The following is a 15,700-nucleotide window of genomic DNA, read 5'->3' on the forward strand; positions in this document are numbered from 1 at the left end:
GCCCATCCCTTGACGTGACGTCACGGAGGTCCCACGACTCATGCGCTCCCACTCCATCGCAGTGCTGCCCGGTGACGGCGTCGGTCCGGAGGTGACCGCGGCGGCCCTGGAGGTCCTCGACGCAGCGCAGGAGGTCTTCGGCTTCAGCACCGAGCGCACCGACGTCCCCCTCGGCGCCGACCACTACCTGGAGACCGGCGACCTGCTCACCGACGACATGGTCGAGCGGCTGCGCGCGCACGACGCCATCCTCTTCGGCGCGATCGGCAGCCCCCGGGTACGCCCGGGGGTGCTGGAGCGCGGCATCATCCTCGCGCTGCGGGGGGCCATGCGGCAGGCGATCAACCTGCGCCCGGTGCGGCTCTACCCCGGGGTGCCGACGCCGGTCGACGGGCTCACGCCGCAGCGCTGCGACCTCGTCGTCGTCCGGGAGAACACCGAGGGCTCCTACGTCGCCGAGGGCAGCGCGGTCCACCGCGGGACACCGGCCTGGACGGCGGTGCAGGAGTCGGTCAACACCTGGTATGCCGTGGAGCGGGCCGTCGACTTCGCCTACCGGCTCGCGTCGGTCCGCCGGAAGCGGCTGACGCTGTGCCACAAGACCAACGTGCTGGTCGAGGCCGGTGCCCTGTGGTCGGCGGTCGTCGAGGAGGTGGGCCAGCGCTACCCGGACGTCGAGACCGACTACGTCCACGTCGACGCCATGTGCATGCACCTGCCGGTGAGCCCGGAACGCTTCGACGTGGTCGTGACCGACAACCTCTTCGGCGACATCGTCACCGACCTGGGGGCGGTGCTGCAGGGCGGGCTGGGGGTGGCCGCCAGCGGCAACCTGCACCTGGGCGGCGAGGCGCCCAGCATGTTCGAGCCCGTCCACGGCTCGGCCCCCGACATCGCCGGGCGCGGCTGGGCCAACCCGGCCGGTGCCTGCCTCTCGCTGGCACTCATGCTGGGCCACCTGGGCGAGGGTGAGGCGGCGGCGTCGGTCGAGGCGGCCACGGCGCGGGTCCTCGCCGACCTGCCGGCGCTCGCCGGTGAAGGCATGGGGGCGAGCACGGCCGAGCTGGGCCAGCGGGTCGCGGCCCTCGTGCGGGACGGTTCCACGCCGGCGGTCGAGGGCAGCCTCATGAGCCAGCTCGCCCGGGTGATGTCGCCGTGAGCGACCCGGACCCGGGCCCCTGGCCGGCACAGGTCACCGTCGACCTGGACGCCATCGCCCACAACGTGGGCGTGCTCCGCGAGCGCGCCGGATCCGCCGAGGTGATGGCCGTGGTCAAGGCGGACGCCTACGGCCACGGGCTGGTGCCCAGCGCCCGCGCCGCGCTCGCCGGCGGCGCGGCGGCGCTCGGGGTCGCCCAGCCGGCGGAGGCGCTGGCCCTGCGGCAGGCGGGGGTGCAGGCGCCGGTCCTCTGCTGGCTGCTGACGCCCGCGGTCGACGCGGACGCGCTGCTCGCGGCCGACGTCCAGGTGGCGGCCTCGGCGCCCTGGGCGCTGGACCTGCTCGCGGCCGCGGCCCGGCGGTCGGGTCGTCCCGCGCAGGTGCAGCTCAAGGCGGACACCGGCCTGGCCCGCGGTGGCGCCTTCGCGCTGCCGGTGACGGACGGCGACCCGCGCACCGACTTCGAGGCCCTCGTCCGGCACGCCGCCGTGCTGGCCGCCGAGGGGGCGGTCCGGGTCGTCGGGGTGTTCTCCCACTTCGCCTACGCCGACGCCCCGGGCCACCCCACCGTCCGGGCGCAGCGGGAGGCCTTCGCCGACGCGGTACGCCTCGCCGAGGGGGCGGGCCTGCACCTCGAGGTGCGTCACCTCAGCAACTCGGCCGCCACCCTCACCACGCCGGGTGCCGCGTGGGACATGGTCCGGCCGGGGCTGGCGGTCTACGGTCTCTCTCCGGTCCCCGACGTCGCCTCGGCCGCCGACCTCGGCCTGCGTCCGGCCATGACCGTGAGCGCGCAGGTCGCCGTGGCCAAGCGGGTCCCGGCGGGGCAGGGGGTCTCCTACGGTCACACCTACGCCCCCGAGCGGGCCACCACGGTCGTCGACGTCCCGGTCGGGTATGCCGACGGGGTGCCCCGCCACGCGTCCAACGTCGGCCCGGTGCAGGTGGGTGGGCGGAGGTTCCGGGTGTCGGGCCGCGTCTGCATGGACCAGTTCGTGGTCGACGTCGGCGACCTGCCGGTGCAGGCGGGCGACGAGGTGGTCCTCTTCGGCACGGGGGCCGACGGGGCACCGACGGCCCAGGACTGGGCCGAGGCGGCCGGCACCATCAGCTACGAGATCGTCAGCAGGTTCGGGCCACGGCTGCCCCGCCGCCACGTCGGGCAGGCGGGACGGTGAACGGCCCCGTGGAGCTGCCCACCGCCGACGACACCCGTGCCCTGGGCCGGCGCCTCGGGTCGCGGCTCCGGGCCGGCGACCTCGTGGTCCTCACCGGCGACCTGGGTGCGGGCAAGACCACCTTCACCCAGGGCCTGGGGGAGGGGCTGGGGGTCCGGGGGCCGGTGACCTCGCCGACCTTCGTCATCGCCCGCGTGCACCCCTCGACGGTCGGGGGCCCGGACCTGGTCCACGTCGACGCCTACCGCCTGGGGGACGGTGCCGAGCTCGACGACCTCGACCTCGACACCTCCCTCGAGGAGTCCGTGACCGTGGTCGAGTGGGGGGAGGGGCTCGCCGAGGTGCTCGCGCAGGACCGGCTGGAGGTCCTGCTGCAGCGCTCGGGCAGCGACGCCGCCGACGACCAGACCCGCACCGCCGTGCTGCGGGGCCAGGGCCCGAGGTGGGCGCAGGCCGTGCTGGAGGAGGAGCGGTGAGCGGGACCCCGACCATCCTCGTCGTCTGCACCGGCAACGTCTGCCGGTCCCCGATGCTCGAGCGGCTGCTCCAGCGCGAGGTCGACGCCGCGCACGGGTCCGGTGTCGTCTCGGTCCGCTCGGCCGGCACCAGGGCCCTGGTGGGCTCGCCCATGGACGAGCGCTCCGCGCAGCTGCTCGAGCGGCTGGGCGGCGACCCGGAGGGCTTCGCGGCCCGGGCGCTGAGCGAGCAGGTCGTGGCGGGGGCCGACCTGGTCCTCACCGCGACGCCGGAGCACCGGTCCGCCGTGGTCAGCCTGGACCCCCGCGCGCTGCGGCGCACCTTCACGGTGCACGAGCTCGCCGCCCTGTGCAGCGCCGTCCCGGACGACCGGCTGCCCCGCTGGGAGGAGCCGGCGGGGGCGCTCGCGGCGCTGGCCGAGGCCGCGCGGGCCCGGCGTGGTGAGGTCGGGAGGCCACCGACGACCGGTCTGGTCGACCCGTTCCGCCGGTCCGACGAGGTGTATGCCGAGCTCGAGCAGCAGGTGCGCGAGGTCCTGCCCGACCTGGCCCGGGCCCTGCGTCAGCGCTGAGCGGCGCGGGCCGCCCGGCGTAGGCGACGTGGCCCCCGGAGGGGCCGGAGGCGGGGCAGGCGGAGCAGGGCCACCGCCACCAGCGCGTCCGGCGCCAGGTGGCCGAGCTGTCGGGAGTCCGTGCCGGCACCGTCGGAGCGCACCCAGAGCGCACCATCACCGCGCAGGGACGTGAGCCTCTTGACGGCCACCGGCCGAGGGGCGCCGGCCCGGTCGGGTGGCAGCGTGACGACGACGACCGCACCGACCCTGGGCGACCCCCCGTGCAGGACGAGCACCGTGTCCCCGGCCCGGAGGGTGGGTTCCATGGACGAGCCCACGACCCTGGCGAGGCCGAGCCGGCGGGGTCGGTTCCGGGGAGGAGGCACGAGCGCTACCGTAGGGCACGCAGGGTGAGCGCCGGACGACCACTGGGCAGACCGGGGGGAAGCAGCAGAGGTCCGGCAGGGAAACACCGGGGGCGATCGGGGTAGACGTACCCGACGGTTGAGTGGTTAACTGAGAAGTAGGTAAAGATTTGGCAAGGAGATTTGCTCTGGGGAGAGCATTCTTCGCGCAGGGACAGGCAGGCAACTCCCGTGACCGTGATCACAGGCACAGCACCAGGAACCGTACTCAGAGACACGCAGGACACCAGCGTGTCCCGCGTCTTCGACGCACGACCCTTCGTCATGCCCGACGCGCTGCGGCCGTCGGAAGGCTTCCCGCACGGTGGCCGCAAGGCGCCGCACCGGGCCCGTCGCTACCTCAGCGGCTACCTCACCACGCTCAAGATGCTGGACCTGGTCCTGGTGACCGTGGCGGTCCTCGTCGCCTACTTCGCCCGGTTCGGGCCGGACGAGCGGACGGTGAGCGGGGCCGGCATCGGCTACGGCTACGTCGCCCTGGCCCTGGTGGTGGCCTGGATCCTCTCGTTGAACATTCAACGTGCCTACGACGGGCGCACCGTCGGGCACGGCGCCCAGGAGTACCGCCAGGTCTTCCAGGGCTCGACCTGGGTCTTCGCCGCGCTGGCGATCCTCGGGTTCGCCTTCCAGATCGAGTTCGCGCGCGGGTTCGTCCTGCTGGCCTACCCGATCGGCACGTTGCTCCTGCTGACGGGTCGCTGGGGCGCCCGACGGTGGCTGGTCAGCCGACGCAAGAGCGGTGAGCTGTCCGACCGGGTCATCCTCGTCGGCGACGCCGACCACGTGGCCGGCCTCGTCGGGGCGCTGCGACGCGCCCCGGACGCCGGCTACCAGGTCCTCGGCGCCTGTGTGGACGACGCCAGCGGCGAGGTCGCCGGGGTGCCGGTGCTGGGGCCGGAGTCCGATGTGCTCCTCATGGCCTTCGAGCACCACGTCGACGTCGTCGCGGTCTCCTCCTCGGCGGGTCTGGGCACCACGGGCCTGCGTCAGCTCGGCTGGGCCCTCGAGGCCACCGACATCGACCTCGTGGTCGCGCCCGGGATCATGGACGTGGCCGGCCCGCGGGTGCTGACGCGACCGGTGCAGGGGCTACCGCTCATCCACGTCGAGGCCCCCCGCTTCGTCGGCCCGGCGCGGGTCCTCAAGAACGTCATGGACCGCCTCGCCGCCGTGGCCGTCACCCTGCTCCTCGGCCCGGTCATGCTGGCCGTGGCCCTCGCCGTGAAGCTGGAGGACCGGGGGCCGGTGCTCTTCCGGCAGGAGCGCGTGGGCCAGGACGGCCGCACCTTCTCGATGTTCAAGTTCCGCAGCATGGTGCTCGACGCGGAGGCCCGCCTGGCCGACCTGGCGGCCGCCAACGAGGGGTCCGGTCCGCTGTTCAAGATGCACCACGACCCCAGGGTCACCAAGGTGGGTGCCTTCATCCGGCGGTACTCCCTCGACGAGCTGCCGCAGCTGCTCAACGTGCTCCGGGGCGAGATGAGCCTCGTCGGGCCCCGGCCGCCGCTGCCCCGCGAGGTGGCGGAGTACGCCGAGGACACCCACCGCAGGCTCCTCGTGCGACCCGGGATGACGGGGCTGTGGCAGATCAGCGGACGCAGCGACCTGTCCTGGGACGAGGCGGTCCGTCTGGACCTCTACTACGTGGAGAACTGGAACCCCATCCTCGACCTCATGATCATGTGGCGCACGGCGCGCGTGGTGGTGAGCACCGAGAGCGGGGCCTACTGACCGGGTGCTCGGCTAGGGTGCCGGGGTGACCTCGCGCATCGCCTACCTCGGTCCCCCCGGCACCTTCACCGAGCAGGCGGTGCGGCAGTGGGACACCGCGGCGGAGCACGAGGCGACGCCCGTGCCGACCGTGGCCGAGGCCGTCCAGCGGTTGGTGTCGGGGGAGGCCGACGCCGCCGTCGTCCCGTTCGAGAACTCGGTCGAGGGGTCGGTCCCCGCGACCCTGCAGGCCCTGCTCGACCAGGACCGCGTGCGCGTCGTGGAGGAGATCCTCGTCGAGGTGCAGTTCGACCTGCTGGCCCGCCCGGGGACGGGCCTGGACGACGTGCGGGTGGTGGCCACCCACCCCCACGCGGCGGCCCAGACGCGTGGCTGGTCGGCCCGGCACCTCCCGGACGCGCAGCTGGTGCCGGAGTCGTCCACGGCGCGGGCCGCGCAGGCGGTCGCCGAGGGGACCTACGACGCCGCCATCGCCTCCACCGAGGCCGCGAGGTCCTACGGCCTGGACCGGCTGGCCGAGCGCATCGCCGACCGGGCCGGCGCCCTCACCCGCTTCGTCGTGCTGCGGCACGGCACCCCGCTGGGGGCACCGACCGGCGCCGACCGCACGACCCTAGTGGCCCTCATCTGGCAGAACCGGCCCGGCGCGCTGCTGGAGCTGCTCGAGCAGTTCGCGGTCCGAGGGATCGACCTCACCCGGCTGGAGTCCCGCCCGACGGGCGAGGGTCTGGGGGAGTACTGCTTCTGGATCGACGCCGACGGCCACGCCTCCGAACCACGGATGAGCGAGGCGCTGCTGGGGCTGCGCCGCACCTGCCGGGACGTGCGGTTCCTCGGCTCCTACCCGCGGGCCGACAAGAAGGTCGGGCCGGTGCCCGTGCACGCCGACGAGCAGGCCTACGCCGAGGCCCGCTCCTGGCTCGAGGGGCTGTGACGCGGGGGCCCTGCGACGAGCAGGGCCGCCGCTGCCGGGATGCGCAGGAGGCTCAGCCCTCCAGCCGGAGCCAGCCGGCCCACCCGCCGTTGAGCACGAGCCAGGCCATCAGCCCGTAACCGGCCTGCCCCGGGTGCACGGTGTCCCCGGCGGCGAGGTCGGACTGCCACTGGTCGTGGCCCAGCAACGGGGTGAAGCAGTCGACGAAGGGGACCCCCCGCCGCGCGCACACGTCGGCGAGCGCGTCAGCCAGCGCCTGCAGCCTGGCGTTGACCTCGGCGTCGAGGGTGGGGGTGGGGCCCACGACGAAGGTGGCGATGCCCGTCGAGCTGGCCTCGTCGAGGACGTTGGCGAGGTTGAGCCGGGACCGGGCGGTGGTGATGCCCTGGGCGACGTCCTCGGCGCCGACCCCGACGACGAGACGACGCTCGCCGCGCCCCTGCCAGCGGGGCGGGCACTCGGACCGCCAACGGTTCATCACGTCGGCCGAGCTGGCGCCGCGGACCCCCAGGTTGTAGCTCGTGACGTCCGTGTCGGTGCCCCCGCGGTCGGTGCGGCCGACGACGCGGTTGACCCAGCCGAGGGCCTTGGGGTCGCCGTAGCCGGCGACGAACCCGTCGCCGACGAAGCACAGCCCGATGTCCCGCGGCCCGTCCGCGACCTGGAAGTCGGCGCTGGGGGTGTACTCCAGCTCGACCCGGCCGCCCTGGTCGGCCACGCTCACCGCGCGTCCTCCGGGTCGAGGCTCACCTGTCGGTGCCAGGACTGGGTGACGTAGCGGGTGTCCCAGCCCAGCGAGCGGTATAACCCGTCGGCACCGGTCGGGGAGTCGGCGTCCACCTCCAGCCCGACCGAGGCCCGGCCCCGGGCCGCGGCGTCGGCGATGACGGTGCGCAGCAGGCCCTTGGCGACGCCACGACCCCGTGCCCGGCGGTGCACCCCGATGTAGTCGATGTAGGAGCTGTCCGGCGAGGCCGTCCCGTCCTCGCCGATGCTGCCGCGGCTGATAGACGCCACGACCGCGCCGGCGGGCTCGCCGTCCACGGTGGCCAGCCACCAGTGGTCCCACCGGTGACCCGGGTCCTCGCGCAGGCGGGAGACGAACTCGTCGAAGGTCTCGCGGTAGGAGTTGAAGTGGTCGGCGAAGGACTCCTCCAGGACGAGGTGGACGGCCCGCAGGTCCTCCTCGTCCGGCATACCCACGCCGTCGTCCTGGCGCACCCGGAAGATCTCGACGCCTTCGCGCAGCTCAGGCGTCCCCGCGTCGACCGTGCGGTCGACCGGCCGGGTCATCTGCCACCAGTCGCGCACGTGCTCGTAGCCGGCGGCCCGGAGCCAGCGCTGCTGGCGCTCGTCGTCGGCGAAGGCGCCGGAGTCGAGCTGGGTGCGCTCCATGCCGCGCTCGTCGAGCAGCTCGCGGCCCAGCTCCTGGACCCGGTCGAAGGCCCACGCGGCCAGCGGGTCGGCCTGCTCGTCCGGCAGGTCGGGGTCGATGGTCACGCCGACCAGCACGCGACCGGCCGCCCGGTCGTGCAGGCTCAACCAGGCTCGCGCCGTGCCGTCGGCGTCGCGCACCATCTCGTGGCGGTGCGTGCTGGCGCCCCGACCGCTCACCTCGGCGCGGACCGCGTCACTCTGCGCGCCGGGCCACCCGCGGGCCTCGTGCTCGTGCCGCCGCAGCAGTCGGACCAGGTCGTCCAGGTCCGAGTCCTGCGGGCTGTACGCCGACATGCCCTCCGGGAGGGGTGCCGGGGCGTGCGTCGCGGCGCTCATGCGCGCCGGGAGAAGGCCTCGTCGTGCAGGGCCTCCTGCTCGACGGCGTGGACCTTGGCCGACCCCGTCGCCGGGGAGGCCGAGGCAGGCCGGCTGACCACCCGCAACGGGCGTTCCTCGCCGTGCTGCCGGAGCGCGTCCGGCAGGTTGAGGGCCATGAACGGCCAGGCTCCCTGGTTCTTCGGCTCGTTCTGCACCCAGACCAGCTCGGCGTCCGGGTACTGCGCGGTGAGGGCGGCGAGCTGCCGGCCCGGGACGGGGTAGAGCTGCTCGACCCGCAGGATCGCCGTCCGCTCGTCCTCGCGCTTGCGGCGCTCGTCCTCCAGGTCGTAGACCAGCTTGCTGGAGGCGATGAGCACCCGGTCCACGGACCCGGCGTCGAGCTCGACGCGGTCCGGGAGCACCGGCTCGAAGGTGCCGCCGGTGAAGTCCTCCACCGCGCTGGCCGCGGCCTTGAGGCGCAGCATCGCCTTCGGGGTGAACACGACGAGAGGACGACGCGGGCGGGCGGCCGCGTGCGCCCGCAGCAGGTGGAAGTAGGAGGCCGGCGTGGACGGGTAGGCCACCCGCATGTTGTCCTCGGCGCACTGCTGCAGGAAGCGCTCGATGCGGGCGGAGGAGTGGTCCGGGCCCTGCCCCTCGTAGCCGTGCGGCAGCAGCAGCACCACCGAGCTGCGCTGGTCCCACTTCTGCTCCGAGGAGCTGATGAACTCGTCGATGACCGTCTGAGCGCCGTTGGCGAAGTCGCCGAACTGCGCCTCCCACAGCACGAGCGCGTCGGTCTTCTCCACCGAGTAGCCGTACTCGAAGCCCATGGCGGCGAACTCCGACAGCAGCGAGTCGTAGACCTCGAAGGGGGCCTGGTCGTCGCTCAGGTGGTGCAGCGGGGTCCAGTTCGCGGCCGTGCCGTTGTCGGTGAGCACGGCGTGCCGCTGCACGAAGGTGCCCCGCCGGCTGTCCTGGCCCACGAGGCGCACCGGGGTGCCCTCCATGACCAGGGAGCCGAAGGCGATGAGCTCGGCCATCGCCCAGTCCACGCCGCCCTTCCGGGTCATCTCCTGTCGGGAGGTAAGGAGCTTGCCGAGCTTGGTGTGGACGGTGAAGCCCTCCGGCGGGGAGCCGAAAGCGTCGCCGACGGCGTGGAGCGTCTGCTCGGACACGGCCGTGCGCCGTGGCTGCCCGGACGAGCTGCCGTCGTCGTGCGAGTGCGGTCGGTCCAGCCCGCCGCCGTCGTCGTCGCTCTCGCCCTTGAGGGCCTTCTTGGTCTCGGTGAAGACGTTCTCCAGCTGGCGCTGGTAGTCGCGCAGCGCCGCCTCGGCGTCCTCGACCGAGATGTCGCCGCGGCCGATGAGGGACTCGGTGTAGAGCTTGCGGACCGAGCGCTTGGCCTCGATGAGGTCGTACATCAGCGGCTGCGTCATCGAGGGGTCGTCGCCCTCGTTGTGCCCGCGGCGGCGGTAGCACACGAGGTCGATGACGACGTCCTTGCCGAACTTCTGCCGGAACTCGTAGGCGAGCTCGCCCACCCGGACGACCGCCTCGGGGTCGTCCCCGTTGACGTGGAAGATCGGTGCCTGCACGGTGCGGGCCAGGTCGGTGCAGTAGACGGAGGAGCGCGAGTGCTGCGGTGCGGTGGTGAACCCGACCTGGTTGTTGATGACGATGTGCAGCGTGCCGCCGGTGCGGTATGCCGGCAGCTCGGACATCTGCATGGTCTCCAGCACGACGCCCTGGCCGGCGAAGGCCGCGTCGCCGTGCATCAGCACCGGCATGACGGTGCTGAGGTCGGCGTCGGTCTCGCGGACCAGCTGGTCCTGCTTGGCCCGGGTGATGCCCTCCAGGACGGGGTTCACCGCCTCCAGGTGCGAGGGGTTCGCCGCGAGGTAGACCCGGGTGGTCTTGCCGTCCTCGGTGGTGAACTCGCCCTCGGTGCCGAGGTGGTACTTCACGTCGCCGGAGCCCTGCACCGAGCCGGGGGCCTGCTTGCCCTCGAACTCGCGGAAGATCTGACCGTAGGACTTGCCCGCGAGGTTGGCGAGGACGTTGAGCCGCCCGCGGTGCGGCATACCGATCGTCACCTCGGTGAGGCCGTCGTCCGCCGCGCGGTTGAGCACCTTGTCCAGCAGCGCGATGACCGACTCGCCGCCCTCCAGGCTGAACCTCTTCTGCCCGACGAACTTGGTCTGCAGGAAGGTCTCGAAGGCCTCGGCCGCGTTCAGCCGCCGCAGGATGCGTAGCTGCTCCGCGGGTGCCGGCTTCTCGAAAGGCACCTCGAGCTTGTCCTGGAACCACTCGCGCTGCTCGGGGTCCTGGATGTGCATGTACTCGATGCCGACGGTGCGGCAGTAGGTGTCTCGCAGGATCCCCAGGATGCGGCGCAGGCTCAGCCGGGGCTTGCCGCCGAAGCCGCCGGTCGGCACCTCGCGGTCGAGGTCCCACAGCGTCAGGCCGTGGTTCTCGATGGCCAGGTCGGGGTGGCGACGCTGGCGGTACTCCAGCGGGTCGGTGTCGGCCATGAGGTGTCCACGGACCCGGTAGGCGTGGATGAGCTCCTGGATCCGGCTCGGCTTGGAGATGTCGTCGTCGTGGGTGGCCGCGATGTCCGGGTTCCACCGGATCGGCTCGTACGGGATGCGCAGCGAGGTGAAGATGTCGTCGTAGAAGCCCTCCTGCCCCAGCAGCAGCTGGTGCATGATCTTGAGGAACTCGCCCGACTGGGCACCCTGGATGATGCGGTGGTCGTAGGTGGAGGTCAGCGTGAGGATCTTGCTCACCCCGTTGGCGAGGATGCGCTCGGTCGAGGCGCCCTGCCACTCGGCCGGGTAGTCGAGGGACCCGACGCCGATGATCGTGCCCTGACCCTTCATGAGGCGGGGCACCGAGTGCAGGGTGCCGATCCCGCCGGGGTTGGTGAGGCTGATCGTGGTGCCCTGGAAGTCCTCGAGGGTGAGCTTGCCGTCCCGCGCCTTGCGGACGACCTTCTCGTAGGCGCTCCAGAACTCGTAGAAGCTCATGTCCTCGGCGCTCTTGATGCTGGGCACGAGGAGCTGCCGGGTGCCGTCCGGCTTGGGCACGTCGATGGCCAGGCCGAGGTTGATGTGGGCCGGCTCGACGAGGTTCGGCTTGCCGTTCTCCTCCGCGAAGCCGTTGTTCATGGCCGGCATCGCCCGCAGCGCGCGGACCATGGCGTAGCCGATGATGTGGGTGAAGCTCACCTTGCCACCGCGGCTGCGGGCCAGGTGGTTGTTGATGACCGTGCGGTTGTCGATGAGCAGCTTGGCCGGCAGGTTGCGGGCGCTGGTGGCGGTCGGCACCTCCAGCGAGCTGTCCATGTTGGAGACGACCCGGGCCGCCGCCCCGCGCAGCGGGGTCAGGGTGACCTCCTCCTGGGGGCCGGTCTTCTTGGGGGCGGGGGCCTCGCGGGACATCGGTGCCTTCGTGGTCGTGCTCGAGCTCTGCTGCGTGGTGGCCTTGGCGGAGGACTCGCGCGGGGCCTCCTCGACGGTGGTCTTGGCGGCGTCCCCGTCCTGGGCGGCGGCCTCGCGGGCGGCGCCGTCCTTGGCGTCGGAGCCGGAGGACCCACCCGCGGGGGCGCTCCTCCCGGCCGGACCGCTCGTGCTGCCCTGGCCGGAGGTCTCGCGCGGGGGCGCCGGGGCCACCCGGGGCCCGGAGGCCGGGGCCGGTCGCGTGGTGGCGGACTGCTGACGCGGGCCGGAGCCGTTGCTCGCGGCCTCGCGGCCGCCTCCCGTCTCCCCACCCTCGGAGCGTGCGGACGGTGCCGAACCGTTGCTTCCCGTGCGGGACGGGTCCCCCTTCTCGAAGTATCGTCGCCAGGACGGGTCGACCGACCCGGGGTCCTGGTCGAACTGCTCACGCATCTCCTCCACGAGCCACTCGTTGGCTCCGAAGTCGGTGGTGGTGTCGCTGCTCGGCGGGTTGGCCACGGTGTTAGCGCCTCATCTCACGTCCGGTGACTACCAGCATGCGTCCGCTGCATGTGCGCCGCCCAGCCTATCCCCCCGCCCCAGGGGTCGCAGGAGGAGGGGCGAGGTCAGGCGACGTCGCGGCGGGCCGTGAGCACCCAGCCGAGCGTGGCCATCACGGCCGCGTAGCCCAGCAGCACCAGCGTGGCCCACCCCCAGGAGAGCGCGTCCTGCGCCGCGCCCAACGTCTGCGCCGCGCCCGCGTCGACCCCGGCGAAGAGGTCGAGCGCGCTCATGCTGGCCTGGCTGGGGAAGAACTTCGAGGCGTCCGCCAGCTGCTCGACGAAGGTGAGGCCGAGGCCCAGCAGCGGCTCGACCAGGAGGGTCACCCCGACGCCGACGAAGAGGGCCACCACCTGGTTCGTGATGAGGACGCCCAGGCCGAAGCCCATGAGCCCCCACAGGACGAGCACGAGGATCATCCGCGCGAAGGTGGCGAGCAGCCCGGCGGGGTCGGGGAAGAGCGCCAGGTCACCGATGGCCAGGGTGATGGCGCCGCCCGCGACGCTGCCGACGGTGAACGCCACGGCGTTCAGGGCGACGACGACCGCGACCGAGACGACCTTGGCCGCGATGAGCCGGCCGCGTCGCGGGGCCGCGAGGAGGGTGGCGGTGATGGTCTTGTGCCGGAACTCACCGCTCATCGACAGGATGCCGAGCACCAGCGCGAGGAGGTAGCCGATCTGCACGGCGCCGGTATAGACCAGCCGGGCCACGACCTCCTCGCCGAACAGCTCGGCCGGGACGATCATCGACCCGTCCGGGGCGGGGAACTCGCCGATGACGGCCAGGAAGAGCCCCTGCAGGGCCGCGAAGAGCCCGCCCAGGACCGCCATCGCGAGCGGCATCGACCACGACAGCCGGGTGGTCACGTACTTGCGCAGCTCGGCGCGCACGAGCGAGATCATCAGGCGGCCTCCGTCCCGGTGGCGAGGTTGCGGTTGCGGTGCTCGGGCGACTCGGTGAGCTCGAGGAAGAGCCGCTCCAGGTCGGTGCGCAGGGGGCGCAGCTCGTGGACGGGGTGGCCGGCGGCGTGCGCGGCCTCCCCGACGCGTGCGGCGTCCGCGCCGCTGACGCGCAGCCCACCGTCCTCCGGCTGCACCTCCAGGCCGGCCTCCTGGAGGACTCGCGCCAGGGCGGCCGGGTCGCCGACCCGGACCAGCACGGCGGGCTCGCCGCGCAGCTCGTCGATGGTGCCCTGGCGGGCCATCCGCCCGTTGGCGATGATGACGACGTCCTCGACCGTCTGCTCCACCTCGCCGAGCAGGTGCGAGCTGACGAGGACCGTCTTGCCCTGCTCCTGCGCCAGGTGACGCATGAAGCCGCGCATCCACCGGATGCCCTCGGGGTCCAGGCCGTTGGCCGGCTCGTCGAGCAGCAGGACGTCCGGGTCGCCGAGGAGGGCGGCAGCCAGGCCGAGCCGCTGCCGCATCCCCATCGAGTAGCCGCCCGCCTTCTTCCGCGCGGCGGCGGGGATCCCCACCAGGTCCAGCAGCTCGTCCACCCGGCGGTCCGGGATGCCGTGGCTCGCGGCGAGCACGCGCAGGTGGTTGCGGCCGCTGCGACCCGGGTGGAAGCCGGTGGCCTCCAGGGCCGCGCCGACCGTGCTCATGGGCGCCGGGAGGTCGGCATACCGGCGACCCCCGATGAGCGCCTCGCCGGCGGTGGGGCGGACCAGACCGAGCAGCATGCGCAGCGTCGTGGTCTTGCCGGCGCCGTTGGGCCCGAGGAAGCCGGTGACCCGCCCGGGGGCGACCTCGAAGCTGAGGTCGTCGACGGCGGTGAAGGAGCCGAAGGTCTTGGTGAGCCCGCGGACGGTGATCCCGGTGCCGGACGGCGACGGCGCGGAGGGTGTCGTCATGGCGCTCAGTCAACCAGCCCGGTCGACCCCGGACATCCACCGGTGGAGGGATCCGCGGGGCAGGCCGGCTCCCCCCTGAGGGGGAGGGGCTCAGCTCAGCCGGACGACCACCGTCTTGGTCCGGGTGAAGCCGGCCAGGGCCTCGACGCCCTTCTCCCGGCCGTAGCCCGAGGCCTTGACGCCGCCGAAGGGCAGCTCGACCCCGCCGCCCGCACCGAAGGTGTTGACGAAGACCTGCCCGGCCTCCAGCGACCCCGCCAGCCGGTGCGCCCGGGACAGGTCGCGGGTCCACAGCGCGGCGATGAGCCCGTATGCCGTGCCGTTGGCGAGGGCGAGCGCCTCCGCCTCGTCCTGGAAGGGCAGGGTCACCAGCACCGGGCCGAAGACCTCCTCCTGGGCGATGGGGTCCTGCGGGTCGACCCCGTCGATGAGGGTCGGCAGCCAGAACGCGCCCCCGGCGAGGGTGCTGTCCTCGGGCGGGGCGCTGCCGCCGACGACGAGGTCACCGCTGGACACGCCCTCGACGTAGCCGCGCACCCGCTCCTGCTGGCGACGGGAGACCAGCGGCCCGAGGTCGGGGTCGTCCAGCCCCGCGCCGAGGGTGGTCGCCCGGAACCGGTCGGCGACGGCGGCGACCAGCTCCGCCCGGACGTCCTCGTGCACGACGAGCCGGGACCCGGCGGAGCAGGTCTGCCCCGCGTTCTGCAGGATGCTGCGGGTGACGGCCTCGGCGGCGGCCTCCAGGTCGGCGTCGGGGAAGACGACGTGGGCGGACTTGCCGCCCAGCTCGAGCACGGCGGGGACCACGCGCTCGGCGGCCGCGTGGGCGACCAGCCGCCCCGTCTCCGTGGACCCCACGAAGCCGAGGTGGGCGACCTGCGGGTGCGCCGTCAGCGCTGCGCCCGCCTCGGCGCCGAGCCCGGGCACCACGTTGACGACACCCTCCGGGAGCCCGGCCTCCAGCGCGAGGGCGGCCAGCGCCACCGCCGTCCGCGGCGTCTCGTCGGCCGGCTTGAGCACGACCGCGTTGCCGGTGGCGGTCGCGGCGGCGATCGACCGGGAGGCGAGCTGGAGGGGGTAGTTCCACGCCACGATGCAGCCGACGACGCCGTAGGGCTCGTGCCGGGTGTAGACGTGGGTGTCCGGGCCGAGCGGGATGGTGTCGCCGTAGGCGGCCTCCACGACCCGGCCGTAGTAGCGGAAGTAGCGCGCGGCGACGGTGGCGTCGGCCCGGGCCTGGGACAGCGGCTTGCCGGTGTCCTGGGACTCGGTACGGGCCAGCTGCTCGCGGTCCCGGTCGACGAGGGCGGCCAGCCGGGTGAGCGCGTCCGCCCGCTGCTCGGTCGGCGTGGCGGCCCACGCCGGCTGGGCGTGCGCGGCCGCCCGGACGGCCTGGTCCACCTCGGCGGCGCCCGCGCGGGCGACCTGCCCGATGACCGCACCGTCGGCCGGGTCCACGTTGTCGTAGGTCTGCGCGACCGGGAGGGAGGAGCCGGCGACGAGGGGGAGGGTGAGCTCGGGCATACCCCCACCGTAGATCGCGGTCGCGGGCGCGGCGGGGGAAGGGCTCGGCGCAGGGTGACGGTCAGCCGTGGCGAGGCGAGGGCGCGGCACGCGTGTCGGTGC

General features: G+C 73.6%; 13 protein-coding genes. 6 read left to right on the top strand and 7 right to left on the bottom strand.

The window, feature by feature from the left end; translation table 11 throughout:
* The first annotated feature begins 40 nt into the window (after nt 1-40).
* The 4 genes from EUS26_RS03830 to EUS26_RS03845 are packed head-to-tail and all read left to right on the top strand — an operon-like array spanning nt 41 to nt 3,385.
* Complete coding sequence (locus EUS26_RS03830; protein ID WP_130011867.1) at nt 41-1,159, top strand: 3-isopropylmalate dehydrogenase; 1,119 nt, start codon at nt 41-43, stop codon at nt 1,157-1,159.
* Nucleotides 1,156-2,337, top strand: coding sequence for an alanine racemase (gene alr / locus EUS26_RS03835; RefSeq protein ID WP_130011869.1), 1,182 nt, complete (start codon nt 1,156-1,158; stop codon nt 2,335-2,337). The genes EUS26_RS03830 and alr overlap by 4 nt, the downstream gene beginning before the upstream one ends.
* Nucleotides 2,334-2,813 (top strand): tRNA (adenosine(37)-N6)-threonylcarbamoyltransferase complex ATPase subunit type 1 TsaE, encoded by a 480-nt coding sequence (gene tsaE, locus EUS26_RS03840; protein WP_130011870.1) that lies wholly within the window; start codon nt 2,334-2,336, stop codon nt 2,811-2,813. The genes alr and tsaE overlap by 4 nt, the downstream gene beginning before the upstream one ends.
* Nucleotides 2,810-3,385: an arsenate reductase/protein-tyrosine-phosphatase family protein gene (locus tag EUS26_RS03845; RefSeq protein ID WP_130011871.1), complete on the top strand. Its 576-nt coding sequence runs from the start codon at nt 2,810-2,812 to the stop codon at nt 3,383-3,385. Before tsaE ends, EUS26_RS03845 begins: the two co-directional genes overlap by 4 nt.
* On the opposite strand, the gene EUS26_RS03850 is transcribed toward EUS26_RS03845, so the two are convergent.
* Nucleotides 3,376-3,840 (bottom strand): S24/S26 family peptidase, encoded by a 465-nt coding sequence (locus EUS26_RS03850; protein WP_337590208.1) that lies wholly within the window; start codon nt 3,838-3,840, stop codon nt 3,376-3,378. The two genes, EUS26_RS03845 and EUS26_RS03850, sit on opposite strands and share 10 nt — an antisense overlap.
* A gap of 183 nt (nt 3,841-4,023) precedes the next feature.
* Here EUS26_RS03850 and EUS26_RS03855 point away from each other — a divergent pair, with 183 nt between their 5' ends.
* Together EUS26_RS03855 and pheA are read left to right on the top strand one after the other, a co-directional pair.
* Nucleotides 4,024-5,523 (top strand): sugar transferase, encoded by a 1,500-nt coding sequence (locus EUS26_RS03855; protein WP_202865039.1) that lies wholly within the window; start codon nt 4,024-4,026, stop codon nt 5,521-5,523.
* 25 nt (nt 5,524-5,548) lie between these two features.
* Complete coding sequence (pheA, locus tag EUS26_RS03860) at nt 5,549-6,457, top strand: prephenate dehydratase (protein ID WP_130011874.1); 909 nt, start codon at nt 5,549-5,551, stop codon at nt 6,455-6,457.
* Nucleotides 6,458-6,509: 52 nt separating this feature from the next.
* Here the strand turns inward: pheA and EUS26_RS03865 are convergent, their stop codons facing one another.
* From EUS26_RS03865 to EUS26_RS03890, 6 genes are all read right to left on the bottom strand, one after another.
* Complete coding sequence (locus tag EUS26_RS03865) at nt 6,510-7,181, bottom strand: GDSL-type esterase/lipase family protein (protein ID WP_130011875.1); 672 nt, start codon at nt 7,179-7,181, stop codon at nt 6,510-6,512.
* Entirely contained in the window at nt 7,178-8,230 is a 1,053-nt protein-coding gene (locus EUS26_RS03870) for a GNAT family N-acetyltransferase (RefSeq protein WP_130011876.1), read from the bottom strand. Before EUS26_RS03870 ends, EUS26_RS03865 begins: the two co-directional genes overlap by 4 nt.
* Nucleotides 8,227-12,174, bottom strand: a complete 3,948-nt coding sequence (locus tag EUS26_RS03875) for a multifunctional oxoglutarate decarboxylase/oxoglutarate dehydrogenase thiamine pyrophosphate-binding subunit/dihydrolipoyllysine-residue succinyltransferase subunit (protein WP_130011877.1) — start codon at nt 12,172-12,174, stop codon at nt 8,227-8,229. Before EUS26_RS03875 ends, EUS26_RS03870 begins: the two co-directional genes overlap by 4 nt.
* A 107-nt stretch (nt 12,175-12,281) precedes the next feature.
* Nucleotides 12,282-13,121 (bottom strand): ABC transporter permease, encoded by an 840-nt coding sequence (locus EUS26_RS03880; RefSeq protein ID WP_130011878.1) that lies wholly within the window; start codon nt 13,119-13,121, stop codon nt 12,282-12,284.
* Nucleotides 13,121-14,074: an ABC transporter ATP-binding protein gene (locus EUS26_RS03885; RefSeq protein WP_130011879.1), complete on the bottom strand. Its 954-nt coding sequence runs from the start codon at nt 14,072-14,074 to the stop codon at nt 13,121-13,123. Before EUS26_RS03885 ends, EUS26_RS03880 begins: the two co-directional genes overlap by 1 nt.
* Before the next feature lie 90 nt (nt 14,075-14,164).
* The gene (locus EUS26_RS03890; RefSeq protein ID WP_130011880.1) at nt 14,165-15,598 is read right to left on the bottom strand and encodes an aldehyde dehydrogenase family protein; all 1,434 of its coding nucleotides are present in this window, start codon (nt 15,596-15,598) and stop codon (nt 14,165-14,167) included.
* Nucleotides 15,599-15,700: the final 102 nt, after the last annotated feature.

The sequence above is a fragment of the Serinicoccus sediminis genome, from assembly GCF_004153545.1.
Classification (GTDB): Bacteria; Actinomycetota; Actinomycetes; order Actinomycetales; family Dermatophilaceae; genus Ornithinicoccus; species Ornithinicoccus sediminis_A.

Bases quoted from the DNA above. Each gene is read 5' to 3' on its own strand.
- EUS26_RS03830 (WP_130011867.1), top strand. From the start codon at position 41: ATGCGCTCCCACTCCATCGCAGTGCTGCCCGGTGACGGCGTCGGTCCG.
- EUS26_RS03870 (WP_130011876.1), bottom strand. From the start codon at position 8,230: ATGAGCGCCGCGACGCACGCCCCGGCACCCCTCCCGGAGGGCATGTCG.
- EUS26_RS03880 (WP_130011878.1), bottom strand. From the start codon at position 13,121: ATGATCTCGCTCGTGCGCGCCGAGCTGCGCAAGTACGTGACCACCCGG.
- EUS26_RS03885 (WP_130011879.1), bottom strand. From the start codon at position 14,074: ATGACGACACCCTCCGCGCCGTCGCCGTCCGGCACCGGGATCACCGTC.
- EUS26_RS03890 (WP_130011880.1), bottom strand. From the start codon at position 15,598: ATGCCCGAGCTCACCCTCCCCCTCGTCGCCGGCTCCTCCCTCCCGGTC.